Source organism: Streptomyces goshikiensis (assembly GCF_014650555.1).
GTDB classification, from domain to species: domain Bacteria; phylum Actinomycetota; class Actinomycetes; order Streptomycetales; family Streptomycetaceae; genus Streptomyces; species Streptomyces goshikiensis.
On record NZ_BMVE01000001.1, the window covers coordinates 674,327 to 697,666 of the forward strand.

Consider the following 23,340-nt stretch of genomic DNA (forward strand, 5'->3'; position numbering starts at 1 on the left):
CCCCACATGTCCTGATGGCGGAACACCCGGGAAAGTTCCAAATCCAGGCAAAAAACACGATCGCCGGGGCGCGCTCAGCGCTGCTCGTCGAGCACGCGCGCACACCGCCCGAGCAGCGCGATCAGCAGCTCCCGCTCCTCGTCCGAGAACGCGGCGGCGAGCGCCCGCTCGACGCGGACGGCATCGGTGTCGGCTCGCCGCATCACCGCGTCGCCCTCTTCGGTGAGCCGGGTCTCCAGGACGTTGCGGTGCCATTCGTGCGGGGTCCGCTCGATGAGCCCGCGCTCCTGGAGGTTCTTCAGCACGGTGTTCATGGTCGGCGGCGTGACCCCGCAGAGCCGGGCGAGGGCGGCGGCGGAGATGCCCGGCTTCTCGGAGAGCCAGAGCAGGGCGGCGTACTGCGGAACCGTTACGCCGGCGGGCTTCAGGGCCCCGTTCTTCGCCGCGAGGAGCGCCTGCTCGGCGCGCTTGATGTGGGAGCCGATGCGCTCCTCGGCGGGCATGGAGGTCATGGCCGCATCCTACGGCCCCTTGCAAACATTAGAGCTCTAACATACCTTCGCCTTCACCTACCAAGAAGAGGACACACAACATGCGACGCGCCCTCCTCCCCCTCACCGCACTCACCCTCACGGCGGCGGCCACCCTCACCGCCACGACGACCGCCCACGCCACACCCCCCACCCCCAAGATCTCCACGGCGTTCACCCTCCCCGGCGAGAAGGTCTACCCCGAGGGCATCGCCGCGGACCCGCGCACGGGCACGGTCTACGTCGGCTCGTACGCGGACGGCACCATCTACCGGGCCCGCCCCGGCGCCCGCACCGCCGAGGTGTTCCTGCCCGCCGGCACCGACGGCCGCCACACCGCGAACGGACTGCGCGTCGACGCCCGGGGCCGCCTGTGGGTCACCGACTCCACCGCCGGCGTCGCGGTCTACGACCCCCGGACCGGAACCCGCCTGGCCCACTTCGAGGTCGAGGGCGGCGAGGCCTCCTTCGTCAACGACCTGGCCATCACCCCCGACGGCACCGCCTACCTGACGGACAGCTTCCGCGGGGTGGTCTACCGCGTCACCCCGGCCCAGCTGGCCGCCGGCTCCGGCGCCCTGCGCACGGCGTTCGACCTGCGCGGCCACCTGAGGCCGCAGCCCGCCGGCGCCGTCACCCTGAACGGCATCACCGCCGACCGGACCGGCCGCTACCTGCTCACCGTCGACATGACGGCCGGCGAACTCCACCGCCTCGACCTGCGCACCGGCGCCATCACCCGGGTCACCCTGACCGGCGGCGACCTCCTCCACGCCGACGGCCTCGACCTCTCCCCCGACGGCACCCTGCGCGCGGCCCACAACACCACCAACACCCTGACCCGCTGGCGGCTCTCCCCCGACGGCACCCGAGCCCGCCTGACCCGCACCCTCACGGACCCGGCCCTCCAGATCCCCACCACCCTCACCCACACCCCGGGCCGCACCCTGGTCGTCCGCTCCCAATTCGACAAGGACGGCCCCCTCACCCCCTCCACAGGCACCCCAACCACCTTCACCATCGCCGCGGTCCAGGCCCTGTAACCAACCCCCTCTCCCGACGGCCGCGATCGCTAGGGTTGCCCCATGACCGCACTGCCCGACGGGATGCGCCCGCCGCGCGCGGAAGGCTGGTTCGCGGAGGACCTCGACCGCCTCCCCGAGGCACCCCGCCACACCGAGCTGATCGACGGAGCCCTCGTCTTCGTGCTGTCGCCGCAGCGGTCCTGGCACGGCCGCCTCGTCACCGCCCTGACCACCACGCTCATGGCGCAGGCGCCGGCCGGCTTCGAGGTCGAGCGGGAGATGACGATCCGCCTCGATGCCCGCAACCGCGAGGACGGCGCACCCGTCGTCCACGTCTACGAGCTCGACGAACCGAGCGGCGCCTACGCACCCGCCGGCATCTTCCGCGGCGCCCTCCAGCGCCCGGTGCCCTTCGAGGTCAGCCTGGACCTCGACAAGCTCACACCACCCCGAACCAGCTGAAAGCAAAGCACGGGCATGCAGAAGGGGTCGGCTCCAGACGGAGCCGACCCCTTTTGACCTGCGCGTCTGCCACGTCAGTGACGTGGTGACACGGCAGCCGCTAGACGTTGAAGCGGAACTCGACCACGTCGCCGTCCTGCATGACGTATTCCTTGCCTTCCATGCGGGCCTTGCCCTTGGCGCGGGCTTCCGTTACCGAGCCGCAGGCGACGAGGTCCGCGAAGGAGATGACCTCGGCCTTGATGAAGCCGCGCTGGAAGTCCGTGTGGATGACGCCGGCGGCCTCCGGGGCGGTGGCGCCCTTCTTGATCGTCCAGGCGCGGGTTTCCTTCGGGCCGGCCGTCAGGTACGTCTGGAGGCCCAGGGTGTCGAAGCCGACGCGGCCGAGGGTGGCGAGGCCGGGCTCTTCCTGGCCGACCGACTGGAGGAGCTCCAGGGCTTCCTCGTCGTCCAGCTCGGAGAGGTCCTGCTCCAGCTTCGCGTTCAGGAAGATGGCCTCGGCCGGGGCGACCAGGGCGCTCTGCTCCGCCTTGAAGGCGTCGTCCGTCAGCTCGTCCTCGTCCACGTTGAAGACGTAGAGGAACGGCTTCGTGGTCAGCAGGTGCAGCTCGTGGAGGAGGTCGCCCTGCTCCGTGCCCTTGGTGATGCCCTTGGAGAAGAGGGTGTCGCCCGCTTCGAGGATCTTCTTGGCCTCGACGACGGCCGCGAGGACCGCGACCTTCTCCTTCTGGAGGCGGGACTCCTTCGTCAGGCGCGGTTCGGCCTTCTCGATCGACTGGAGGTCCGCGAGGATCAGCTCGGTGTTGATCGTCTCGATGTCGTCCTTCGGCGAGACCTTGCCGTCGACGTGGACGACGTTCTCGTCCTTGAAGGCGCGGATGACCTGGCAGATCGCGTCCGACTCGCGGATGTTCGCGAGGAACTTGTTGCCCAGGCCCTCGCCCTCGGAGGCGCCGCGCACGATGCCGGCGATGTCGACGAAGTCGACCGTCGCCGGGAGGACCTTCTGCGAGCCGAAGATGCCGGCCAGGACCGCGAGGCGCGGGTCCGGGACGCCGACGACGCCGACGTTCGGCTCGATCGTGGCGAACGGGTAGTTGGCCGCCAGCACGTCGTTCTTGGTCAGGGCGTTGAACAGGGTCGACTTGCCGACATTCGGCAGGCCGACGATTCCGATCGTGAGCGACACGTTGGCGACTTCCCGTAGCTGGAGGGGGCGGCGGCCCGGGAGTGGGCCACCGGACAGTTTACTTTCCGATGAGTGGGGGTGGATGTACGCGTGTCCGGCCGCCGGAACCGCACGGTCCGCGCCTACTTTGGTGGGGTGGAGCAATACAGGACGCGACCCGTCGTTCACCCGCAGCGACAGCAGCCGGGCGCTCCGGCCGCCGGCGACGCCGCCGCGCACACGGGCGCCGGTGTGCCCGCCCAGAGCGGCGGGCGGCCCGGTGCGCCCGTGGCCGGCCGCCGGCTGCCCCGCCCGAAGCTGACCGGCCTCGGCGGCGGCCTGTTCGGGTGCGTGACGATGCTGCTGGCCGGCGGCATCGTCTGGCTGCTCTTCGGCTCGTCGCTCTTCGTGTACGGGCTGCTCTTCCTGCCCGTCGCCGCCGCCATCGCCCTCTGGGTGCGGCCGGCCGACCTGATCACCGCGCCGATCAGCGCCCCCCTCGCCTTCGCCGCCGGAGTGTGGCCCATCGCGGGCGGCTCCGGCGGCTTCGGCGGTCAGCTGATGGGGGTGGTCTCGGCGCTGTCCCTGCACGCCGGCTGGCTGTACGCGGGGACCCTCGTGGCCGCGCTGATCGCGCTCGTCCGCAAGGCGGCGCTGATCGGGAAGCGGCCCAAGGCCAAGCGCTAGACCAAGCGCTGGACCAAGCGCTGGACCAAGCGCGAGACCGAGCGGCGCACGGCCTGACCGCTTCCCGGCCCCGGCTAGTGCTTCGCCGCCATCGCCGCGCCGACGATGCCCGCGTTGTTCTGCAGCTTCGCCGGCACGATCTCGGCCCTGATGCCCTCGATCAGCGGCAGGAACTTCTCGGGCTTGCGGCTGACCCCGCCCCCGATGATGAACAGGTCCGGGGAGAACAGCATCTCCACGTGCGCCAGGTACTTGTGCAGCCGGTGCGCCCAGCGCTCCCAGGTGAGGTCCCCGTCCTCCTTGGCCTTGACGGACGCCCGGGTCTCCGCGTCGTGCCCCTTGAGCTCCAGGTGGCCGAGCTCCGAGTTCGGGACCAGGTGCCCGTCCGTGAAGAGGGCGCTGCCGATGCCCGTACCCAGGGTGAGCAGGATGACCGTGCCGGAGCGCCCGCGCCCCGCCCCGTACGTCATCTCCGCGACCCCGGCGGCGTCCGCGTCGTTCAGCACCGTGACCGGACGGCCGTCGAGCCGGTCGCTGAGCAGGGTCGCCGTGTCGACGCCGACCCAGGCCTTGTCCATGTTGGCGGCCGTCCGCGTGACACCGCCGGTGACGACCCCGGGGAAGGTCACCCCGATGGGCCCGTCCCAGTCGAAGTGGCGCACCACCTCGACGACACAGCCGGCCACCCCGTCGGGGGTGGCCGGCTGTGGTGTCAGTACCTTGTGGCGCTCCTGCACCAGGTCGCCGCGCTCCAGGTCCACGGGAGCGCCCTTGATCCCGGAACCGCCGATGTCCACACCGAAGATCTGCATGGACTCACCGTACGAAACGACGCGCGCTACTTCTCGGCGATCAGCCGAGCCGCCTCCGCGCGCAGGTCGCGGCGCAGCTCCTTCGGCAGCGAGAAGACGATCGATTCCTCGGCCGTCTTGACGATCTCCACGTCCGCGAAGCCGCGCTGGGTGAGCCACTCCAGCACCTCCTCGACGAGGACCTCCGGCACCGAGGCGCCCGAGGTCAGGCCGACGGTGGTGACGCCCTCCAGCCAGGCCTCGTCGATCTCGCTGGCGAAGTCGACGAGGTACGCGGCGCGCGCGCCGGCGTCCAGGGCGACCTCGACGAGCCGGATGGAGTTCGAGGAGTTCTTCGAGCCGACGACGATGACCAGGTCGGAGTCGGCGCCCATCACCTTGACCGCGGCCTGGCGGTTGGAGGTGGCGTAGCAGATGTCGTCGCTCGGCGGCGAGACGAGCAGCGGGAACTTGGTCTTCAGCGCGTCGACCGTCTCCATCGTCTCGTCGACCGAGAGGGTGGTCTGCGACAGCCAGACGACCTTCGACTCGTCCCTGACCTGGACCTTCTCCACGTCGTGGGGGCCGTCCACGATGGTGATGTGCTCGGGGGCCTCGCCGGAGGTGCCGATGACCTCCTCGTGGCCCTCGTGGCCGATGAGGAGGATGTCGAAGTCCTCGTTCGCGTACCGGATGGCTTCCTTGTGCACCTTGGTGACCAGCGGGCAGGTCGCGTCGATCGTGGCGAGCTTGCCGCGGGCGGCCTCCTCGTGCACCACCGGGGCCACGCCGTGCGCGGAGAACATCACGATGGAGCCCTCGGGCACCTCCTCCGTCCGCTCGACGAAGATGGCGCCCTTCTTCTCCAGCGTCTGGACGACGTACTTGTTGTGCACGATCTCGTGGCGGACGTAGACCGGCGCACCGTACTGCTCGAGAGCCTTCTCGACAGCGATCACGGCTCGGTCGACGCCCGCGCAGTAGCCGCGGGGGGCGGCGAGCAGGACACGGCGGGAAGCGGGAGCAGTCATGTGCTCCATCGTACGGGGGACTCCAGCAGGCCGGTCGTCGCCCGTTCGGCACAGACTGGGTCGAATGTCCGTACTGCCCATACCCCGGAGGAACGATGGCGGCCGTGACGGAGCCCGGTGCGGAGCGGACCTCGCTCCGGCGCAGCCTCGGCTTCCGGGACCTGGTCGTCTACGGGCTGCTGTTCATCGCTCCGATGGCCCCGGTCGGGGTGTTCGGCACCCTCGACGCCAAGTCGCACGGGGCGGTCGCCCTCGTCTACCTGTTCGCGACGGTCGCGATGGGCTTCACCGCCTTCTCCTACGCGCAGATGGTGCGGGTCGCCCCGCAGGCCGGCTCGGTGTTCACCTACGCCCGCAAGGGCCTCGGCGAGGGGCCGGGGCTGATCGCCGGGTGGATGGCGATGCTCGACTACCTGCTGATCCCGGCCGTGGCCTATCTGTTCTCCGGGATCGCGATGAACGCGCTGGTCCCGGAGGTGTCCCGGTGGGTGTGGACGGCTCTGGCGGTGATCGTGACGACCCTGCTGAACCTGTGGGGCGTACGGGCGGCCGCGCGGGTGGGGTTCGCCGTGCTGGCCCTGGAGATCGCGGTGCTGCTGGTGTTCGTGGTGGCCGCGGTGTCGGTGCTGGTCCAGGGCGGGGCGCAGCGCGGCTGGCTGTCACCGTTCACCGGTGACGGCTCGCTGGGTTTCCCGACGGCCGCCGTACTGGGCGCGGTGTCGGTGGCGGTGCTCTCGTACCTGGGCTTCGATGCCATCGCCTCCTTCGCGGAGGAGGCGACGGGCGGCTCGGAGAAGGTGGCGCGGGCGGTGCTGTGCTGTCTGGCGATGGCCGGGGTGCTGTTCATCGCGCAGAGCTATCTGGTGGCGCTGCTGATGCCGGTGTCCTCGGCGGAGCTGGCGGCCGATCCGGGGCGGCAGGGGCCGGCGTTCTACGACGCGGTGGAGTTCTCGGTCGGGGGCTGGCTGCACGACCTGGTCGCCGCCAGCAAGGCGATCGGGGCGGCGTTCGCGGCGCTGGCCGGGCAGGCGGCGGCCGGCCGGCTGGTGTTCGCGATGGCCCGGGAGCGGCGGCTGCCGCGGGCGCTGGCGCGCACCTCGGACGGGACGCCCCGGCCGGCCCTGCTGGTGGCGGCGACGATCACGCTGGTCGCGGCGGTGTGGGCGGCGCGCCGCGACGACGGTCTCGACCACCTGGTCTCGGTGGTCGACATCGGGGCGCTGGTGGCGTTCACCCTGCTGCACGCCTCGGTGGTCGGCTGGTTCGTGGTCCGGCGCGCCGAGGGTCCGCCGATCTGGTGGAAGCACCTGGTGATCCCGGTGCTGGGCGCGCTGGTGACCGTCGCGGTGATCGTCGAGGCGTCCTGGACGGCGCAGCTGGTGGGGGCGGTGTGGCTGGTGGTGGGCCTGTGCGTGCTGGTGGCGCAGCGCGGGCGACGCGCGGAGGACGCCCCGGGGGACGCCCCCTGACCTCTGTCGGCGCGGCCCGTTAGCCTGCGTGCATGGGTCTGAATACGTCGGCTGACGCGCCGCTGCCGGTCGGGCAGGTGTCCCGGCTCATCGGGGGCTGGATCGACAAGCTCGGCCAGGTGTGGGTGGAGGGGCAGATCACGCAGCTCTCGCGGCGGCCGGGGGCGGGGGTGGTCTTCCTGACGCTGCGCGATCCCTCGCATGACATCTCGCTCAGCGTGACCTGCTTCCGGCAGGTCTACGACGAGGTCGCGGACGCCGTGACGGAGGGCGCGCGGGTCGTCGTCCTGGCCAAGCCGGAGTGGTACGCCCCGCGCGGGCAGCTGTCCCTGCGGGCCACGGAGATACGGCCGGTCGGCATCGGCGAGCTGCTGGCCCGGCTGGAGAGGCTGAAGCGGTCGCTGGCCTCCGAGGGGCTGTTCGCGCTGGACCGCAAGAAGCCGCTGCCGTTCCTGCCGCAGCTGATCGGGCTGGTGGTGGGGCGGGCCTCGGCGGCCGAGCGCGACGTACTGGAGAACGCCCGGCGGCGCTGGCCGGCGGTCCGCTTCGAGGTGCGCAACGTGGCGGTCCAGGGGGTGCACGCGGCGGCACAGGTGATCCGGGCGGTCCAGGAGCTCGACGCGCTGCCCGAGGTGGACGTGATCATCGTGGCCCGCGGCGGCGGCAGCGTGGAGGACCTGCTGCCGTTCTCCGACGAGGAGGTCGTCCGGACGGTGGCGGCGGCCCGGACCCCGGTGGTCTCGGCAATCGGGCACGAGCCGGACTCCCCGCTGCTGGACCTGGTGGCGGACCTGCGGGCCTCCACGCCGACGGACGCCGCGAAGAAGGTGGTCCCGGACGTCAACGAGGAGCTGGAACGCGTACGTCAGCTGCAGGGCCGGGGGCTGCGCGCGGTCCGGGGGCTGCTCGACCGGGAGGAGCGGGGGCTGGCCCACGCGCTCGCGCGCCCGGTGTTCGTCCACCCGCAGCGCATGGTGGAGACCCGGGAGGAGGAGGTGGAGGCGCTGCTGGCGCGCAGCCGGCGGACCCTGGGGCACCTGCTGGACCGGGCGGACTCGGAGCTGACGCACACCCTGGCCCGGGTGGTGGCGCTGTCCCCGGCGGCGACGCTGGAGCGGGGGTACGCGGTGCTCCAGCGGGCGGACGGGCACGTGGTGCGCTCGCCGGAGGAGGTCGCGGAGGGCGACGAGCTGCGCGCGCGGGTCGCGGAGGGCGAGTTCCACGTACGGGTCGACGGCCCGCCGCAGCACTGAACTGACACTGGATACATTCGAGGTGGGAAACGGGAATGGCTGAAACCGATACATCGCTTGGGTATGAGCAGGCGCGCGACGAACTCGTCGAGGTCGTCCGCAGGCTGGAGGCCGGCGGTACCTCGCTGGAGGAGTCCCTGGCCCTGTGGGAGCGGGGCGAGGAGCTCGCGCAGGTCTGCCGGCACTGGCTGGAGGGGGCCCGCGCCCGGCTGGACTCGGCGCTGGCGGCCCGGGAGGCCGGGACCCCGGACGGGGATCCGGAGGGTGGCCGAAAGTGATCCGCCTCACCTCGGAGCGGATTTAGTTGAAGTTTCATCTATCTGCGTCGTAGAGTCGGGACATCGGCTTCACCCCCCTGTACGTAAGAAGGCTTTCCGATGTCTCTCGTTCTTGACTCCGCCGCGCAGGACCTGCTGTTCCGCGAGGCTCGCACCGTTGGTTCGTTCTCCGACGAGCCGGTGACCGAGGAGCAGGTCCAGGCGATCTACGACCTGGTGAAGTACGGCCCCACCGCCTTCAACCAGACGCCGCTGCGCATCACCCTGGTCCGCTCCGCCGAGGCCCGCGAGCGCCTCGTGCGGCACATGGCCGAGGGCAACAAGGCCAAGACCGCCGCCGCCCCGCTGGTCGCGATCCTCTCCGCCGACAACGAGTTCCACGAGGAGCTCCCGGCTCTGCTGCCGCACTTCCCGCAGGCCAAGGACGTCTTCTTCGCCGAGCGCCCGGTCCGCGAGCAGTCCGCGCTCCTGAACACCGCGCTGCAGGCCGCGTACTTCATCGTCGGCGTCCGCGCCGCCGGTCTCGCCGCCGGCCCGATGACCGGTGCGGACTTCGCGGGCCTCCAGAAGGAGTTCCTGGACGACGACCACACCCCGCTGATGGTCGTCAACATCGGCAAGCCGAGCGACGAGCCCGCCGCGTTCGGCCGCGCCCCGCGCCTGGAGTTCGACCAGGTCGTCACGACCGTCTGAGCCCCGCGCCACGAAGAAGCCGCCCGCCCCGGATCCCGGGGCGGGCGGCTTCTTCACGTCCGGAGGACAGGCCCTAGCCGGCGGCGGGCGTCTGCTTGAACTCCAGGGCCGACGCCATCGCGCCGAGCTGCTCGAAGGGGGCCGTACCGGTCACGACGGTGACGTAGCCCTCCCCCCGCCGGACGAGCGCGTCGTACTTTTCGCCCTCCCAGCGCTCCCAGGCGGTGTCGCCGACCTGCTGCGTCTGCCCGGTGGCCTTCGCCTGCTGGGTGATCTTCGCGAGGTACTTGTCCGACGGCTCGCTGGACTGCTCGACGGCCACGTACTGGTCCTGCGGGTCGAGGAAGCCGAGGTGCCAGGAGTTGGCGTTCTTGCGCTCGTACTCCACCGAGGTCGCCCGCCACTCCTTGGCCAGGCCGACGGGCGCGGCCAGCGGGTACGGGGCCGCGCGCCGGGCCGTGATCGTCTCCACCCGGTAGTCGACCACGCGTGTCGGATCGCCGTCCTCGTCATGCGGGATGAAGATGTAGATCCCCCCGACGACGAGACCGATCACCGCCAGCGACCGGACCATGTCCCAGATCGTCTGCTTGCCTTTCATACCTGCCACGGCACCATCGTCCCGCATCCCCGGGAGCGATCACCGCCCGGGGGGCGGCGCGGCGCACCCGGTGGGACGCAAGACGTCCGCTCAGGCCAATCAGCTGACCGATACGCCGCTCATACGTGACCCGGTCTGCTCAATTTATCGACGTACCGATAGAGTTCCAGCACCCTCACATCCCGGCCGTCGTCGTACAGAAAGGTGCGCTCCGATGACCGAGCACAACCTGCCGCCCCAGCTCGAAGTCTCTCCCGAGGCCCCCGACCGCAACCTCGCCCTCGAACTCGTCCGGGTGACCGAGGCCGCCGCCATGGCCGCCGGCCGCTGGGTCGGGCGCGGCGACAAGCTCGGCGCGGACGGCGCCGCGGTCAACGCCATGCGCACCCTGATCTCCACCGTCTCGATGAACGGCGTCGTCGTCATCGGCGAGGGGGAGAAGGACGAGGCCCCCATGCTCTTCAACGGCGAGCGGGTGGGCGACGGCACCGGCGCCGAGGTCGACATCGCCGTGGACCCGATCGACGGCACCACCCTGAACGCCAAGGGCATGCCGAACGCCATCGCCGTGCTCGCGGCCGCCGACCGCGGCACCATGTTCGACCCGTCCGCGGTCTTCTACATGGAGAAGCTGGTCACCGGTCCCGAGGCCGCCGACTTCGTCGACATCAACGCCCCGGTCTCGGTCAACATCCGCCGCGTCGCCAAGGCCAAGAACATGGCTGTCGAGGACGTCACGGTGATCATCCTGGACCGCCCCCGCCACGAGGGCATCGTCAAGGAGATCCGCGAGACCGGCGCGCGCATCAAGTTCATCTCCGACGGCGACGTCGCGGGCTCGGTCATGGCAGTGCGCGAGGGCACCGGCGTGGACCTGCTCCTGGGCATCGGCGGCACCCCCGAGGGCATCATCTCGGCGTGCGCCATAAAGTGCCTCGGCGGCACGATCCAGGGCAAGCTGTGGCCGAAGGACGAGGCCGAGCGCCAGAAGGCCATCGACGCGGGCCACGACCTGGACCGGGTCCTGCACACCAACGACCTGGTCTCCGGCGACAACGTCTTCTTCGTCGCCACCGGCATCACGGACGGCGAGCTGCTGCGCGGCGTCCACTACCGCTCCGAGACCGCCACCACGTCCTCGCTGGTCATGCGCTCGAAGTCGGGCACGATCCGGCAGATCGACTCGACCCACCGCCTGTCGAAGCTGCGCGCGTACAGCGCGATCGACTTCGACCGCGCCCAGTAGGGACGGCCGCCGGTCCGGCCGACGGCAGACGAGAGGGGCGGTTCCCGTGTGCGGCGGGACCGCCCCTCCGGCGTTTCCTGAACGGCTGGATCGGCTCTCGCGAGTCCGAACGGCGGCTTCCTAGCCGGCGGCGGCGATCGGTCCGGCCCCCGGAGCCTGGCGCAATTCCGCCGCCCGGCGGCGCCTGCGGGCCAGCACCACCCGGCGCTCGGCGGCCGTCAGCCCGCCCCAGACCCCGTACGGCTCCGGCTGGAGCAGCGCGTGTTCCCGGCAGGCGACCATGACCGGACAGCGGGCGCAGACCCGCTTGGCGGCCTCCTCGCGCGAGAGCCTGGCGGCGGTCGGCTCCTTGGAGGGGGCGAAGAAGAGCCCCGCCTCGTCCCGGCGGCACACCGCCTCCGCGTGCCATGGGCCGTCCTCTTCCCTCGCCGCCACCCGCGGCTTCGGCACGGCGGCCGGACGCCCCTGAAGGCTCTGTACGGCGGCTACCTGCAGGGACTGATGCGGCGGATGCTGCACGGTCTACTCCTGACGACGTATACGCGAGCGAGAGACGATGCACCTGTCCCTACCCGCTGTGCGCGCCCCTATGCACCCCGTGCCGCGTGGGGCGGGGCTTCGACCGAAACATGACGCTGACATGCGCCCGTGGGACGGTCCTACCCCTTCGGGCGCTTCTGCAACTTCAGCGCCAGGTTCACCAGGCGCGCGCCGGGCTTGGGCCGGGCCTCGATGTTGCCCAGCAGCGCGAAGCCGCGCACGATCACGACGGGCGCCTGCGGGTCGCTCTCGCCCCGGCCCTCGCCGCGCACCTCGAAGTTCCCGAGGACGCCGCTGCCGTAGCCGCGCAGGGTGACGTTCTCCGGGACCAGGACCTCGACGTTGCCGAGGACGCACGTCACGTTGATCTCCGTGACCTGCTGCTCGAAGACGGCCTCGGTGAGGTCGATGCTGATGTCGCCCATGACGGAGACGGCCCGGGTGTGCGCGCCCGGCCGCCAGCGGCCCTTGCGGGCGGAGCTGCTGCACACGGCGACGACGGTGTCGACGGCCGCGCCCGCCGCCGGACCGACGGCGTAACCGGCCCCGGCGGCCGGGACCTGCGGGGTGGTGCCGGGCACGGGCAGGTCACGTACCAGCACCTCCAGCTCGCCGACCGTCTTCACGGCGTACAGCGAGTCGAGGCGCTCGGAGTGCTCGTCGGCGGTCAGCCGGCCCTCCGCGAGGGCGTCGGCGAGGATCGACGCGATCCGGTCCCGGTCGGCGTCGGAGGCGCGCAGACCGGCGGGCGCGGCGGGGGCGGGGGCGGCGGGGTGCTTTTCCAAGTCCACGCCGCTCAGCATAGCCAGACACGATAGATCGCGATAGCGGCCGAGATCCGCGTCGCGGCGGCTAGTGAGCCTTACCTCACAAGCACGGCGCCGGAGGGAGGTCCTACGCTGGATAGCCGCGCTGCCAAATGGTCGTCAGTGCTGTCTGCCGAGTGAGGAATGACTGCCGTCATGCCAGAGTTTCAGTACACCGATCTCCTCCCCCTGGGCGAGGACGCCACCCCCTACCGGCTGGTGACCGCGGACGGCGTCTCGACCTTCGAGGCCGACGGCCGTACGTTCCTCAAGGTCGAGCCGGAGGCGCTGCGCAAGCTCGCCGAAGAGGCGATCCACGACATCCAGCACTTCCTGCGCCCCGCGCACCTCGCGCAGCTGCGCCGGATCATCGACGACCCCGAGGCCTCGTCGAACGACAAGTTCGTCGCGCTCGACCTGCTGAAGAACGCGAACATCGCGGCGGCCGGCGTCCTGCCGATGTGCCAGGACACGGGCACGGCGATCGTGATGGGCAAGCGCGGCCAGAACGTGCTGACGGAGGGCGCCGACGAGGCGGCCCTGTCCCGCGGCATCTTCGACGCGTACACGCGCCTGAACCTGCGCTACTCGCAGATGGCCCCCCTCACCATGTGGGAGGAGAAGAACACCGGCTCGAACCTGCCCGCGCAGATCGAGCTGTACGCGACCGACGGCGGCGCGTACAAGTTCCTCTTCATGGCCAAGGGCGGCGGCTCGGCCAACAAGTCCTTCCTCTACCAGGAGACCAAGGCGGTCCTGAACGAGGCCTCCATGATGAAGTTCCTGGAGGAGAAGATCCGCTCGCTCGGTACCGCGGCCTGCCCGCCTTACCACCTGGCGATCGTGGTCGGCGGCACCTCGGCGGAGCACGCGCTCAAGACCGCGAAGTACGCCTCGGCCCACTACCTGGACGAGCTCCCCACCGAGGGCTCGCCGCTCGGCCACGGCTTCCGCGACGTCGACCTCGAACAGCAGGTCTTCGAGCTGACCCAGAAGATCGGCATCGGCGCTCAGTTCGGCGGCAAGTACTTCTGCCACGACGTGCGCGTCGTCCGCCTCCCCCGCCACGGCGCGTCCCTTCCCGTGGCGATCGCCGTGTCCTGCTCGGCGGACCGCCAGGCGACCGCGAAGATCACCGCCGAGGGCGTCTTCCTGGAGCAGCTGGAGCGCGACCCGGCCCGCTTCCTCCCGGACACCACGGACGAGCACCTCAGCGACTCCTCGGACGTCGTCTCCATCGACCTGAACCAGCCGATGGACGACATCCTCGCGACCCTGACCGAGCACCCGGTCAAGACCCGGCTGTCCCTGACCGGCCCGCTGGTCGTGGCGCGCGACATCGCGCACGCCAAGATCAAGGAGCTGCTGGACTCGGGCGCGCCGATGCCGCAGTACCTGAAGGACCACCCGGTCTACTACGCCGGCCCGGCGAAGACCCCCGAGGGCTACGCCTCGGGCTCCTTCGGCCCGACCACGGCAGGCCGGATGGACTCCTACGTCGAGCAGTTCCAGGCGGCGGGCGGCTCGAAGGTCATGCTGGCCAAGGGCAACCGCTCGCAGCAGGTGACGGACGCGTGCGGTGCGCACGGCGGCTTCTACCTCGGCTCGATCGGCGGCCCGGCGGCGCGCCTCGCGCAGGACTGCATCAAGAAGGTCGAGGTCCTGGAGTACGAGGAGCTCGGCATGGAGGCGGTCTGGAAGATCGAGGTCGAGGACTTCCCGGCGTTCATCGTCGTGGACGACAAGGGCAACGACTTCTTCCAGAACCCGGCCCCGGAGCCGACCTTCACCCACATCCCGGTCCGCGGCCCGGGCCTGGCCTGACCCACCCGCGGCGCCCCCGCCCCGGGGGCGCCGCGCACGGGCGCGGTGAAGCGTCACGAGCTGTTCGCCCATTGGTGCGGCATGCTGCGCCCGCCGGGGCGGCGCGGCCGGATAACGTCGGTGGCATGACCCGGCTGTTCCTCTCCACCGCCCGCGCGACCAGGGTGGTCGCCCATCGCGGGGCCTCCCACGAGCATCCCGAGCACACGCTCGCCGCCTACCGGCAGGCCATCGCCGACGGGGCCGACGCCCTCGAATGCGATGTGCGGCTCACCGCCGACCGCCGCCTCGTCTGTGTCCACGACCGGCGCGTCGAGCGGACCTCCGACGGGCGCGGGGTCGTCTCCGAGATGACGTACGAGGAGCTGGCCGCGCTCGACTTCGGCGGCTGGAAGGGCGCGGAGCACCGCGGCGCGCGGGTGCTGCTCTTCGAGGACCTGCTGGAGGAGGCGCTGGCCGCGGACCGGCCCGTCGGGCTGGCCGTCGAGACCAAGCACCCGACGCGGGCGGGCGGGGCGCTGGAGGCCGAGCTGGTGAGGGTGCTGCGGGCGTACGGGCTCGCCGACGGCTCCGACGGGCGCGTCGAGGTGATGAGCTTCTCCCGGACCGCTCTGACCCGGATGCACCGGCTCGCGCCGGGGCTGCCGGCCGTGTACCTGATGGAGCGGCGGCTGCGGCCCGTGCGGCCGCCGTTCGCCACGCACGCGGGTCCGGGGATCGAGCTGGTCCGCCGGGATCCGGGGCTGGTCGGCCGGCTGAAGGCCCGGGGGCTGTCGGTGCGGGTGTGGACCGTGGACGAGCCGGAGGACGTGGAGCTGTGCCTGCGCCTCGGCGTGGACACGATCATCACCAACCGGCCCCGGGAGGTACGGGAGCACCTGTACGCCCTGTGAGCGTCCGGCGTACGGGCACCCGGCCGGGGTGCGCCGGCCGGGTGTGGGGGGATTCGGGATCGGAGTGCGGGTCGATCGGAGTGCGGTCAGCTCCGCTACGCGAAGCGCTGCTTCGCCGAGCCGTCGCAGGTCTGCAGGCGCAGCGGCTCGTGCGCGGCGGCCACGGTGAGGCACATGCCGGTGGCGGCCGCGGGGCGCAGGGTGGCGCCGTCGCGGACGAACCGCTGGTTGGCGCCGCCGTGGCAGTTCCAGAGGATCAGGGCGGCGCCGGCGCCGTAGTTGGCTCCGGGGACGTCCAGGCAGCGGTCGTGGGTGAGCTCTACGTGGACGGACTTCGTCGCGGGGTCGTACCACCAGCCCTGGTTGCGGCCGGCGTGGCAGTCCCAGCCGACCACCTTGGTGCCGTTCGCGCTGGCGCCGCCGAAGGAGTCGAGGCAGTTGCCGGTCGCCTCGTTCCTCAGGGGCGCGTAGAGGGAGTCCCAGGCTCCGGCCTGGAGGACCGGGGTGCCCGTGCTCGCCGGGTCGGCGCAGGAGGCCTCGCGCAGGCCCGAGTCGTACAGCTGGGTCAGGCAGGACGCGAAGGCGCCGTGGCCCCGGTAGTTGGGGTGGAAGGACTGCCGGGCGGTGTTCTCGTCCCACGGGAAGTGGTCGCCGAGGTCCAGGTAGAGGCCGCGGGCCCAGGCGTCCTCCATGCACACCTCGTGGCCGTGGAAGAGGCGGGAGTTGTCGAGGTAGGTGGCGCCCGCCGCGAGGGCGGCGGCGCGCACGCCCTTCTCGAAGGCCGGCACCGCGACGTTGCGGCCCCACTGCGCGTCGGAGTCGTAGCCGGCGCAGCCGCCGGGGAGCTTGCCGGGGAAGGCCGGGTTGTCGTAGAAGTCGGGGCCGATCGGGCTGGGGTAGCCCATCACGACGAGCTTGTAGTCGGAGTCGGCGTAGCCGGCGCCGCGCATGACCGTCTTGAGGTCGGCGACGGTCGCCTCCACCTTGGGCTTCAGGCCGTCGACGCGGGCCTGCCAGCCCGCGGAGTACTTGGGCTCGCAGGTGCCCTGGCTGAGCACCCAGCGGGTGACGCAGTCGGTCATGACCGGGCCGAACTGGAGGTCGTCGTTGGCGCCGGCGACCAGCAGCACCATCTTGATCTTCGTGTTGCGGGCCTTGATGGCGAGGCTGTCGCTCTGCACCAGCTCGTCGGCGTACTGCTTGCTGCCGCCGATCCGGATGTTGCCGGTGTAGCCGCCGGAACAGGCGACGTTGAAGGTGAGGTCCGCCGGGATGCCGGTGCGGTGGATCGCGGAGTCGGGCGAGCGGTGGCACTGGTTGGCGGACGTGTTCGTGGCGGGGTCGTAGTTGCCGACGCCCTCGCCCGAGATCTCGCTGTCGCCGAGCGAGATCAGGCCGGTCTTGCGCTCGCTCAGCGGGCGGATCGCCGGGTCGCCGTAGATCCGGGTGGCCTCCGCCGCGCGGACGGCCTCCAGTTCGGGCGGCAGCGGGGTCACGGCCGCGGCGGGGGTGGCCGCCTGGGCCATGGGGGTGACGGCGGTGACGCCCCCGAGGGCGGCCGCGATCGCCGCGACGGCGGCGAAGGTAGATCTGAGCCCGGGTCTGGTACGCACACGTGCCATGAACGCCTCCCCTGTCGGTGTTACCCACGGTATTTACTGGCCGGTAGGGGAGTTGGGAACACCGCGGACAAGACAATTGCTCAACTTTTTGAGGAGGCAATGAACATGACCGATGATCAGAGCGCAGGTGCAACCCCCGGTGCGACCCCCAGCGCGACCCCCGGCTCCCACCGGATCGAGCACGACTCGATGGGAGAGGTACGGGTCCCCGCGCACGCCAAGTGGCGGGCCCAGACCCAGCGCGCCGTGGAGAACTTCCCCGTCTCCGGGCAGCGCCTGGAGCGCGCCCACATCGAGGCCCTCGCCCGCGTCAAGGGCGCGGCCGCCGCGGTGAACGCGCGCCTGGGTGTGGTGGACGAGGACCTCGCCGAGGCGATCCGCTCCGCCGCCGCCGAGGTCGCGGAGGGCCGCTGGGACGAGCACTTCCCCGTCGACGTGTTCCAGACGGGCTCCGGGACCTCGTCCAACATGAACGTCAACGAGGTGATCGCCACCCTGGCCACCGAGCGGCTCGGCCGCGAGGTCCACCCCAACGACCACGTCAATGCCTCGCAGAGCTCCAACGACGTGTTCCCGTCCTCCATCCACATCGCCGCGACGGCCGCCGTCACCCGCGAGCTGATCCCGGCCCTGGAGCACCTCGCGGCCGCCCTGGAGCGCAAGTCCGCCGAGTTCGCCGAGGTGGTCAAGGCCGGCCGCACGCACCTGATGGACGCCACCCCCGTCACCCTGGGCCAGGAGTTCGGCGGGTACGCCGCCCAGGTGCGCTACGGGGTCGAGCGGCTGCGCGCCGCCCTGCCGCGGCTCGCGGAACTGCCGCTCGGCGGGACCGCGGTGGGCACCGGGATCAACACCCCGCCCGGATTCGCGGCCGCCGTGATCGCCGAGGTGGCCGCCGCCACCGGGCTGCCGCTGACCGAGGCCCGCGACCACTTCGAGGCCCAGGGGGCGCGGGACGCGCTGGTCGAGACCTCGGGGATGCTCCGCACCATCGCCGTCTCGCTCACCAAGATCTGCAACGACCTGCGCTGGATGGCCTCCGGCCCGCGCACAGGATTGGCCGAAATCAATCTGCCCGACCTCCAGCCGGGGTCCTCGATCATGCCCGGGAAGGTCAATCCGGTGGTCCCGGAGGCCGTGCTCATGGTCGCCGCGCAGGTGACGGGGAACGACACCGCGGTCGCCGTGGCGGGCGCGGCGGGCAATTTCGAGCTCAACGTGATGCTCCCGGTGATGGCACGGAACCTGCTGGAATCGATCCGGCTGCTCGGCAACGCGAGCCGGCTGCTGGCCGACCGGACGATCGACGGAATCACCGCCAACGTGGCGCGGGCCAGGGAGTACGCCGAGTCCTCGCCCTCCGTGGTGACCCCGCTGAACCGCTACATCGGGTACGAGGAGGCCGCCAAGGTCGCGAAGAGGTCCCTCGCCGAACGCAAGACGATCAGGGAGGTCGTACTGGACTCCGGCTACGTCGACCGGGGTGACCTGACCCTGGAACAGCTGGACGCCGCCCTCGACGTCCTGGGCATGACGCGACCCTGAAAAACGTTTCTCCCCGGGGGCCGGATCCGGTCGTTTCCCGCGCCCGCACACCTCGGTGACCTGCACCGCAGCGGGCGCGGGGGCACCAGCCCTAAGATCTGCGCATGACAGGCACCGGAGGTCGCGGGGGCGGCGACGCGCAGAACACGCGCTGGACGGGTACGCGCTGGGCACCCGGGGAGCAGATCCTGTGGCGGTACCGCGATCACGCCCCGGGGTCGAAGGGCCAGGTCCACATCTGCCGCCCGGTGACCGTGGTCGAGGACACCCCGGAGCTGCTGGCCGTGTGGATGGCCCCCGGCACCGAGTGCGTCAAGCCGGTGCTCGCCGACGGCACCCCCGTCCATGCGGAGCCGCTCGCCACCCGCTACACCGCGCCGCGCACCACCGTACGGGCGCGCTGGTTCGGCACCGGGGTGCTGAAGCTGGCCCGGCCCCGGGACCCGTGGTCGGTGTGGCTGTTCTGGGAGCGCGGCTGGCGGTTCAAGAACTGGTACGTGAACCTGGAGGAGCCCCGCGCCCGGTGGGCCGGCGGGGTGGATTCCGAGGACCACTTCCTGGACATCGCCGTGCACCCGGACCGCAGCTGGCAGTGGCTGGACGAGGACGAGTTCGCGCAGGCCCAGCAGCTCGGCCTGATGGGCCGGGAGCAGGCGGAGCGGGTCCGGGAGGCCGGGCTCGCCGCCGTCGAGGTCATCCGGGCGTGGGGACCGCCTTTCCGCGACCGCTGGCAGGACTGGAGACCGGATCCGGCCTGGGGTGTTCCGGTCCTCCCCGAGGACTGGGACCGCACCCCGGCGCATATGACCTCATGAGACCCTTGATGCGCCCCCGGGGTTCAAACGTAGGATCGTCCTCCGCTGGGTGGCACGCGGTGCACCGCGTGCTTGTACATCCGTAAATAACGTGCCGTACACGGAACTTGACCGGAGATCAACGCAGAGCGAGAGGTAACGAGCGGGACGCGGAACCTCGGGGCGGTGGTGCCCCTGCCGCTGAGCGGGTATACCGCGACTGACCGAGTTGAGTGCAGCGCACATCGAGCGCAAACGGACGGAATTCCACGCGTGACGGAGTACCCCACCTCCCAGGAGGGCCCGCAGCCCGTCGCCTCCGGCGGAGGAACGGATGACGCCGGCCACGGCAAGGCGCCGATCGCGGCCGCCGAGGCCGTGCGCACGCATGCGCAGGTCCCGGGCAACGAACCGGACGGCGCCGGCGCGGCGGGCTCCGACGCCCGCCCGCACTCCGAGGCCTCCGGCCTGCCCCGGCCCCGGGCCACGGCCGATCCGGCCGCCGGCGAGGGCGGCCAGGTCACGGCCCGCACCCGGGACGGCGCGGCCGCCCGCAACGCCGCGGACGCCATCGACACCGGCGCCGATGCCGACGTCCTGGACGGCGAGGCCGGCGCCGGCGCCGGCCTGTCCGGCGGCGGCGTGATCCCGGAGATCAACTCCGCCCGGCGGGAAGGCGACCGGCTGCGGTTCGTCGGCGCCGCCACCCGGCGGATCGCGCGCGGCATCGACCTCGACGAGATCGTGCTCGGCCTGTGCCGGGCCACCGTGCCGACGTTCTCGGACGCCATCCTCGTCTACCTGCGCGACCCCCTGCCCGTGGGCGACGAACGCCCCGTCGGCCCGGTCGTTTTAAGGCTCCGGCGCACCGACCGGCTCCGGCCGATCGACGACCTGACCGGAGCCGAGAGCGACCGGACCGCGGGCGTCCCGGCGCCCACCGGCCTGATGGGCGGCGCGGGGCTGCTCGGCGGCGCCGGGTTCCTCGGGCCCTCCGGCGAGCTCGACTTCAGCCAGCTGCCGCTGGTCGGCCCGCAGGGTGACCTGCCCGCCGCCGAGCTGTGCGAGATCCGCTCCGGCGGGGCGCTCGCCGAGGTGCTGCGCGGCGTCCGGCCCGTCTTCGGGTCCTCCGCCGCCGCCAAGGCCGCCCTCCCGGAGCTGCTGGGCTCCGAGCACCCCGTACCGCGCGGGCAGCGCGCCATCCTGGCGCCGCTGCGGGGCCGCCGCCGCGTCATCGGCGCGGCCGTGTTCCTGCGCACCCCGGACCGGCCCGCCTTCGAGACCAACGACCTGCTGGTCGCCGCCCAGCTGGCCACCCACACCGCGCTCGGCATCGACAAGGCCGTCCTGTACGGCCGCGAGGCGTACATCGCCGACGAGCTCCAGCGCACCATGCTCCCCGACGGCCTGCCCCAGCCCACCGGGGTCCGCCTCGCCTCCCGCTACCTGCCCGCCGCCGAGACGGCCCGGGTCGGCGGCGACTGGTACGACGCCATACCGCTGCCCGGCAGCCGGGTCGCGCTCGTCGTCGGCGACGTGATGGGCCACTCCATGACCTCCGCCGCGATCATGGGCCAGCTGCGGACGACGGCCCAGACGCTGGCGCAGCTCGACCTGCCCCCGGCCGAGGTGCTGCACCACCTCGACGAGCAGGCGCAGCGCCTGGGCTCCGACCGGATGGCCACCTGCCTCTACGCCGTCTACGACCCCGTCTCGCACCGGATCACCATCGCCAACGCCGGCCACCCACCGCCCGTGCTGCTGCACCTGGGCGGCCGCGCCGAGGTGCTCAGGGTGCCTCCCGGCGCCCCGATCGGCGTCGGCGGCGTGGACTTCGAGGCCGTGGAGCTGGACGCGCCCGCCGGGGCCACCCTGCTCCTCTACACCGACGGCCTGGTGGAGTCCCGGCTGCGCGACGTGTGGACCGGCATCGAGCAGCTCCGCGAGCGCCTCGCCACCACCGCCCAGCTGACCGGCCTGGACCACCCGCCGCCGCTGGAGGCGCTCTGCGACGACGTCCTCGACATGCTCGGCCCGGGCGACCGCGACGACGACATCGCGCTGCTCGCGGCCCGCTTCGACGGGATCGCGCCGAGCGACGTCGCGTACTGGTTCCTGGACCCGGAGGAGACCGCTCCGGGCCGGGCCCGCCGGTTCGCCCGCCGCGCGCTGACCCGGTGGGGCCTGGAGGAGCTCCAGGACTCCCTGGAGCTGCTGGTGAGCGAGGTCGTCACGAACGCCGTGCGGTACGCGGAGCGGCCCGTCACGCTGCGCCTGCTGCGTACGGACGTGCTGCGCTGCGAGGTCGGGGACGACTCCCCGCAGCTGCCCCGCCAGCGCCGCGCCCGGGACACCGACGAGGGCGGCCGCGGCCTGTTCCTGGTCAACCGGATGGCCCGCCGCTGGGGCGCGACCAGGCTGAGCAGCGGAAAGGTGGTCTGGTTCGAGCTCCCGTTGCCGGGAGCGCATGATCGGCGTTGACTGGGTAGGCGTGTGAGGAGACGAACCGACCGACCCCAGGGGAGGACGCCTCGTGACCCAGGAAGCGCGGAAGATCCCGTACACGACCACCAACACCGGGATTCCGGTGGAGAGCGACGAGCATTCGCTCACCATCGGCCCGGACGGCCCGATCCTGCTCCAGGACCACTACCTGATCGAGAAGATGGCCCAGTTCAACCGCGAACGGGTCCCCGAACGGGTGGTGCACGCCAAGGGGTCGGGCGCGTACGGCGTCTTCCAGGTGACCAACGACGTCAGCCAGTTCACCAAGGCCGACCTCTTCCAGCCTGGCCGCAGGACCGAGATGCTGGCCCGGTTCTCGACGGTCGCGGGCGAGCAGGGCTCCCCCGACACCTGGCGGGACCCGCGCGGCTTCGCCCTGAAGTTCTATACGAACCAGGGGAATTACGACCTGGTCGGCAACAACACGCCGGTCTTCTTCGTACGCGACCCGAGCAAGTTCCAGGACTTCATCCGCTCGCAGAAGCGCCGTCCCGACAACGGGCTGCGCGACCACGACATGCAGTGGGACTTCTGGACCCTGTCCCCCGAGTCCGCGCACATGGTGACGTGGCTGATGGGCGACCGGGGCATCCCGAAGTCGTACCGGCACATGAACGGCTACGGCTCGCACACCTACCTGTGGGTCAACGGCGGCGGCGCGAAGTTCTGGGTGAAGTACCACGTCAAGACCGACCAGGGCATCGAGTTCCTCACCCAGGACGAGGCCGACCGGATGGCGGGCGAGGACCCGGACCTCCACCGCCGTGACCTGTACGAGTCGATCGCGGGCGGCGAGGCGCCGACGTGGACGATGTACGTCCAGGTCATGCCCTTCGAGGACGCGCCGGACTACCGCTTCAATCCGTTCGACCTGACCAAGGTGTGGCCGCACGAGGACTATCCGCTGATCGAGGTCGGCCGGATGACCCTGGACAAGAACCCGGACGACTACTTCGTCCACATCGAGCAGGCCGCCTTCGAGCCCTCCAACCTGGTGCCGGGCATCGGCCCGTCGCCGGACAAGATGCTGCTGGGCCGGCTGTTCTCGTACCCCGACACGCACCGGTACCGGATCGGGGCGAACTACGCGCAGCTCCCGCCGAACCGGGCCCGCTCGCAGGTCTCCTCGTACGCGAAGGACGGCGCGATGCGCTTCGAGGCGTCGGCCGCGGCCCGCCCGTACGCGCCGAACTCGTACGGGGGCCCGGCGGCCGATGTGGGCCGCTTCGGCGAGCCGGCCGGCTGGGCCACGGCGGGCGAGATGGTGCGGGAGGCGTACGCGCTGCGCAGCGCCGACGACGACTGGGGCCAGCCGGGCACGATGGTGCGGCAGGTGCTGGACGACGCGGCGCGCGAGCGTCTCGTGGCGAACGTCAGCGGGCACCTGTCGGACGGGGTCAGCGGCCCGGTGCTGGAGCGCGCCTTCCAGTACTGGCGCGCCATCGACAAGGCCGTCGGCGACCGGATCGCGGCGGCGGTCTCGGGCGGCTGAGGCGCGGGCGCCCGGAAGCGGAACCGTAAGCGGACCGGAAGCGAAAACACCGCCGCCCCGTAGCGCGAGCGCTGCGGGGCGGCGG

The 23,340-nt window shown here is 71.7% G+C and carries 22 protein-coding genes; 14 read left to right on the top strand and 8 right to left on the bottom strand.

Annotation, left to right across the window (positions count from 1 at the left end):
* Positions 1-74 precede the first annotated feature (74 nt).
* Positions 75-512, bottom strand: coding sequence for a MarR family winged helix-turn-helix transcriptional regulator (locus IE248_RS03035; protein ID WP_008737292.1), 438 nt, complete (start codon positions 510-512; stop codon positions 75-77).
* A gap of 80 nt (positions 513-592) precedes the next feature.
* Between IE248_RS03035 and IE248_RS03040 the strand changes: the two genes are divergently transcribed.
* Positions 593-1,573 (top strand): SMP-30/gluconolactonase/LRE family protein, encoded by a 981-nt coding sequence (locus IE248_RS03040; protein WP_190029891.1) that lies wholly within the window; start codon positions 593-595, stop codon positions 1,571-1,573.
* Between the two features lie 42 nt (positions 1,574-1,615).
* On the top strand, positions 1,616-2,017 hold the full coding sequence (locus IE248_RS03045; RefSeq protein WP_190029892.1) for a PDDEXK family nuclease: 402 nt from the start codon (positions 1,616-1,618) through the stop codon (positions 2,015-2,017).
* A gap of 100 nt (positions 2,018-2,117) precedes the next feature.
* Here IE248_RS03045 and ychF read toward each other — a convergent pair whose 3' ends face one another.
* Positions 2,118-3,206, bottom strand: coding sequence for a redox-regulated ATPase YchF (ychF, locus tag IE248_RS03050; RefSeq protein WP_008737296.1), 1,089 nt, complete (start codon positions 3,204-3,206; stop codon positions 2,118-2,120).
* A 135-nt stretch (positions 3,207-3,341) separates the two neighbouring features.
* Between ychF and IE248_RS37140 the strand changes: the two genes are divergently transcribed.
* A complete protein-coding gene (locus tag IE248_RS37140; protein WP_073795182.1) occupies positions 3,342-3,872 on the top strand; it encodes a DUF6542 domain-containing protein in 531 nt (176 codons plus the stop codon).
* A gap of 74 nt (positions 3,873-3,946) precedes the next feature.
* On the opposite strand, the gene ppgK is transcribed toward IE248_RS37140, so the two are convergent.
* Positions 3,947-4,684: a polyphosphate--glucose phosphotransferase gene (gene ppgK, locus IE248_RS03060; protein WP_008737299.1), complete on the bottom strand. Its 738-nt coding sequence runs from the start codon at positions 4,682-4,684 to the stop codon at positions 3,947-3,949.
* 26 nt (positions 4,685-4,710) lie between these two features.
* On the bottom strand, positions 4,711-5,703 hold the full coding sequence (locus IE248_RS03065; protein WP_008737301.1) for a 4-hydroxy-3-methylbut-2-enyl diphosphate reductase: 993 nt from the start codon (positions 5,701-5,703) through the stop codon (positions 4,711-4,713).
* Between the two features lie 86 nt (positions 5,704-5,789).
* On the opposite strand from IE248_RS03065, the gene IE248_RS03070 reads away from it, so the two are divergent.
* From IE248_RS03070 to IE248_RS03085, 4 genes are all read left to right on the top strand, one after another.
* Positions 5,790-7,163, top strand: a complete 1,374-nt coding sequence (locus IE248_RS03070) for an APC family permease (protein WP_190029893.1) — start codon at positions 5,790-5,792, stop codon at positions 7,161-7,163.
* A gap of 32 nt (positions 7,164-7,195) precedes the next feature.
* A complete protein-coding gene (gene xseA / locus IE248_RS03075) occupies positions 7,196-8,416 on the top strand; it encodes an exodeoxyribonuclease VII large subunit (protein WP_073795178.1) in 1,221 nt (406 codons plus the stop codon).
* Positions 8,417-8,451: 35 nt separating this feature from the next.
* On the top strand, positions 8,452-8,694 hold the full coding sequence (locus tag IE248_RS03080) for an exodeoxyribonuclease VII small subunit (protein WP_190029894.1): 243 nt from the start codon (positions 8,452-8,454) through the stop codon (positions 8,692-8,694).
* A gap of 99 nt (positions 8,695-8,793) precedes the next feature.
* Positions 8,794-9,387 carry a malonic semialdehyde reductase gene (locus tag IE248_RS03085; RefSeq protein WP_190029895.1) on the top strand — a complete coding sequence of 198 codons (594 nt, stop codon included), beginning with the start codon at positions 8,794-8,796 and terminating at the stop codon, positions 9,385-9,387.
* A 73-nt stretch (positions 9,388-9,460) separates the two neighbouring features.
* Here the strand turns inward: IE248_RS03085 and IE248_RS03090 are convergent, their stop codons facing one another.
* On the bottom strand, positions 9,461-9,988 hold the full coding sequence (locus IE248_RS03090) for a DUF4245 domain-containing protein (protein WP_229895134.1): 528 nt from the start codon (positions 9,986-9,988) through the stop codon (positions 9,461-9,463).
* A gap of 214 nt (positions 9,989-10,202) precedes the next feature.
* Here IE248_RS03090 and glpX point away from each other — a divergent pair, with 214 nt between their 5' ends.
* Complete coding sequence (glpX, locus tag IE248_RS03095; RefSeq protein WP_030159594.1) at positions 10,203-11,234, top strand: class II fructose-bisphosphatase; 1,032 nt, start codon at positions 10,203-10,205, stop codon at positions 11,232-11,234.
* A gap of 120 nt (positions 11,235-11,354) precedes the next feature.
* On the opposite strand, the gene IE248_RS03100 is transcribed toward glpX, so the two are convergent.
* Complete coding sequence (locus IE248_RS03100; RefSeq protein ID WP_008737317.1) at positions 11,355-11,753, bottom strand: WhiB family transcriptional regulator; 399 nt, start codon at positions 11,751-11,753, stop codon at positions 11,355-11,357.
* Between the two features lie 140 nt (positions 11,754-11,893).
* On the bottom strand, positions 11,894-12,565 hold the full coding sequence (locus IE248_RS03105; protein WP_100582010.1) for a DUF1707 SHOCT-like domain-containing protein: 672 nt from the start codon (positions 12,563-12,565) through the stop codon (positions 11,894-11,896).
* Between the two features lie 171 nt (positions 12,566-12,736).
* Between IE248_RS03105 and IE248_RS03110 the strand changes: the two genes are divergently transcribed.
* On the top strand, positions 12,737-14,404 hold the full coding sequence (locus tag IE248_RS03110; protein ID WP_037790900.1) for a fumarate hydratase: 1,668 nt from the start codon (positions 12,737-12,739) through the stop codon (positions 14,402-14,404).
* Between the two features lie 125 nt (positions 14,405-14,529).
* On the top strand, positions 14,530-15,297 hold the full coding sequence (locus IE248_RS03115) for a glycerophosphodiester phosphodiesterase (RefSeq protein WP_073795175.1): 768 nt from the start codon (positions 14,530-14,532) through the stop codon (positions 15,295-15,297).
* Between the two features lie 95 nt (positions 15,298-15,392).
* Here the strand turns inward: IE248_RS03115 and IE248_RS03120 are convergent, their stop codons facing one another.
* Positions 15,393-16,919, bottom strand: coding sequence for a ricin-type beta-trefoil lectin domain protein (locus tag IE248_RS03120; RefSeq protein ID WP_100581949.1), 1,527 nt, complete (start codon positions 16,917-16,919; stop codon positions 15,393-15,395).
* A 105-nt stretch (positions 16,920-17,024) separates the two neighbouring features.
* On the opposite strand from IE248_RS03120, the gene IE248_RS03125 reads away from it, so the two are divergent.
* The 4 genes from IE248_RS03125 (at position 17,025) to IE248_RS03140 (ending at position 23,255) form a co-directional block, all read left to right on the top strand.
* Positions 17,025-18,464 (top strand): class II fumarate hydratase, encoded by a 1,440-nt coding sequence (locus IE248_RS03125; RefSeq protein WP_190029897.1) that lies wholly within the window; start codon positions 17,025-17,027, stop codon positions 18,462-18,464.
* Positions 18,465-18,568: 104 nt separating this feature from the next.
* Positions 18,569-19,279, top strand: a complete 711-nt coding sequence (gene fomD / locus IE248_RS03130) for a cytidylyl-2-hydroxypropylphosphonate hydrolase (protein ID WP_190029898.1) — start codon at positions 18,569-18,571, stop codon at positions 19,277-19,279.
* Between the two features lie 252 nt (positions 19,280-19,531).
* Positions 19,532-21,739 (top strand): ATP-binding SpoIIE family protein phosphatase, encoded by a 2,208-nt coding sequence (locus IE248_RS03135; protein ID WP_190029899.1) that lies wholly within the window; start codon positions 19,532-19,534, stop codon positions 21,737-21,739.
* Positions 21,740-21,791: 52 nt separating this feature from the next.
* Positions 21,792-23,255, top strand: coding sequence for a catalase (locus IE248_RS03140; RefSeq protein ID WP_073795169.1), 1,464 nt, complete (start codon positions 21,792-21,794; stop codon positions 23,253-23,255).
* Positions 23,256-23,340 lie beyond the last annotated feature (85 nt).

What these genes read in the sequence shown, in the direction of transcription:
- IE248_RS03035 (WP_008737292.1), bottom strand. Translation starts at nt 512, where the DNA reads ATGACCTCCATGCCCGCCGAGGAGCGCATCGGCTCCCACATCAAGCGC.
- IE248_RS03040 (WP_190029891.1), top strand. Translation starts at nt 593, where the DNA reads ATGCGACGCGCCCTCCTCCCCCTCACCGCACTCACCCTCACGGCGGCG.
- IE248_RS03045 (WP_190029892.1), top strand. Translation starts at nt 1,616, where the DNA reads ATGACCGCACTGCCCGACGGGATGCGCCCGCCGCGCGCGGAAGGCTGG.
- ppgK (WP_008737299.1), bottom strand. Translation starts at nt 4,684, where the DNA reads ATGCAGATCTTCGGTGTGGACATCGGCGGTTCCGGGATCAAGGGCGCT.
- IE248_RS03065 (WP_008737301.1), bottom strand. Translation starts at nt 5,703, where the DNA reads ATGGAGCACATGACTGCTCCCGCTTCCCGCCGTGTCCTGCTCGCCGCC.
- IE248_RS03070 (WP_190029893.1), top strand. Translation starts at nt 5,790, where the DNA reads ATGGCGGCCGTGACGGAGCCCGGTGCGGAGCGGACCTCGCTCCGGCGC.
- xseA (WP_073795178.1), top strand. Translation starts at nt 7,196, where the DNA reads ATGGGTCTGAATACGTCGGCTGACGCGCCGCTGCCGGTCGGGCAGGTG.
- IE248_RS03080 (WP_190029894.1), top strand. Translation starts at nt 8,452, where the DNA reads ATGGCTGAAACCGATACATCGCTTGGGTATGAGCAGGCGCGCGACGAA.
- IE248_RS03085 (WP_190029895.1), top strand. Translation starts at nt 8,794, where the DNA reads ATGTCTCTCGTTCTTGACTCCGCCGCGCAGGACCTGCTGTTCCGCGAG.
- IE248_RS03090 (WP_229895134.1), bottom strand. Translation starts at nt 9,988, where the DNA reads ATGAAAGGCAAGCAGACGATCTGGGACATGGTCCGGTCGCTGGCGGTG.
- glpX (WP_030159594.1), top strand. Translation starts at nt 10,203, where the DNA reads ATGACCGAGCACAACCTGCCGCCCCAGCTCGAAGTCTCTCCCGAGGCC.
- IE248_RS03110 (WP_037790900.1), top strand. Translation starts at nt 12,737, where the DNA reads ATGCCAGAGTTTCAGTACACCGATCTCCTCCCCCTGGGCGAGGACGCC.
- IE248_RS03115 (WP_073795175.1), top strand. Translation starts at nt 14,530, where the DNA reads ATGACCCGGCTGTTCCTCTCCACCGCCCGCGCGACCAGGGTGGTCGCC.
- IE248_RS03120 (WP_100581949.1), bottom strand. Translation starts at nt 16,919, where the DNA reads ATGGCACGTGTGCGTACCAGACCCGGGCTCAGATCTACCTTCGCCGCC.
- IE248_RS03125 (WP_190029897.1), top strand. Translation starts at nt 17,025, where the DNA reads ATGACCGATGATCAGAGCGCAGGTGCAACCCCCGGTGCGACCCCCAGC.
- fomD (WP_190029898.1), top strand. Translation starts at nt 18,569, where the DNA reads ATGACAGGCACCGGAGGTCGCGGGGGCGGCGACGCGCAGAACACGCGC.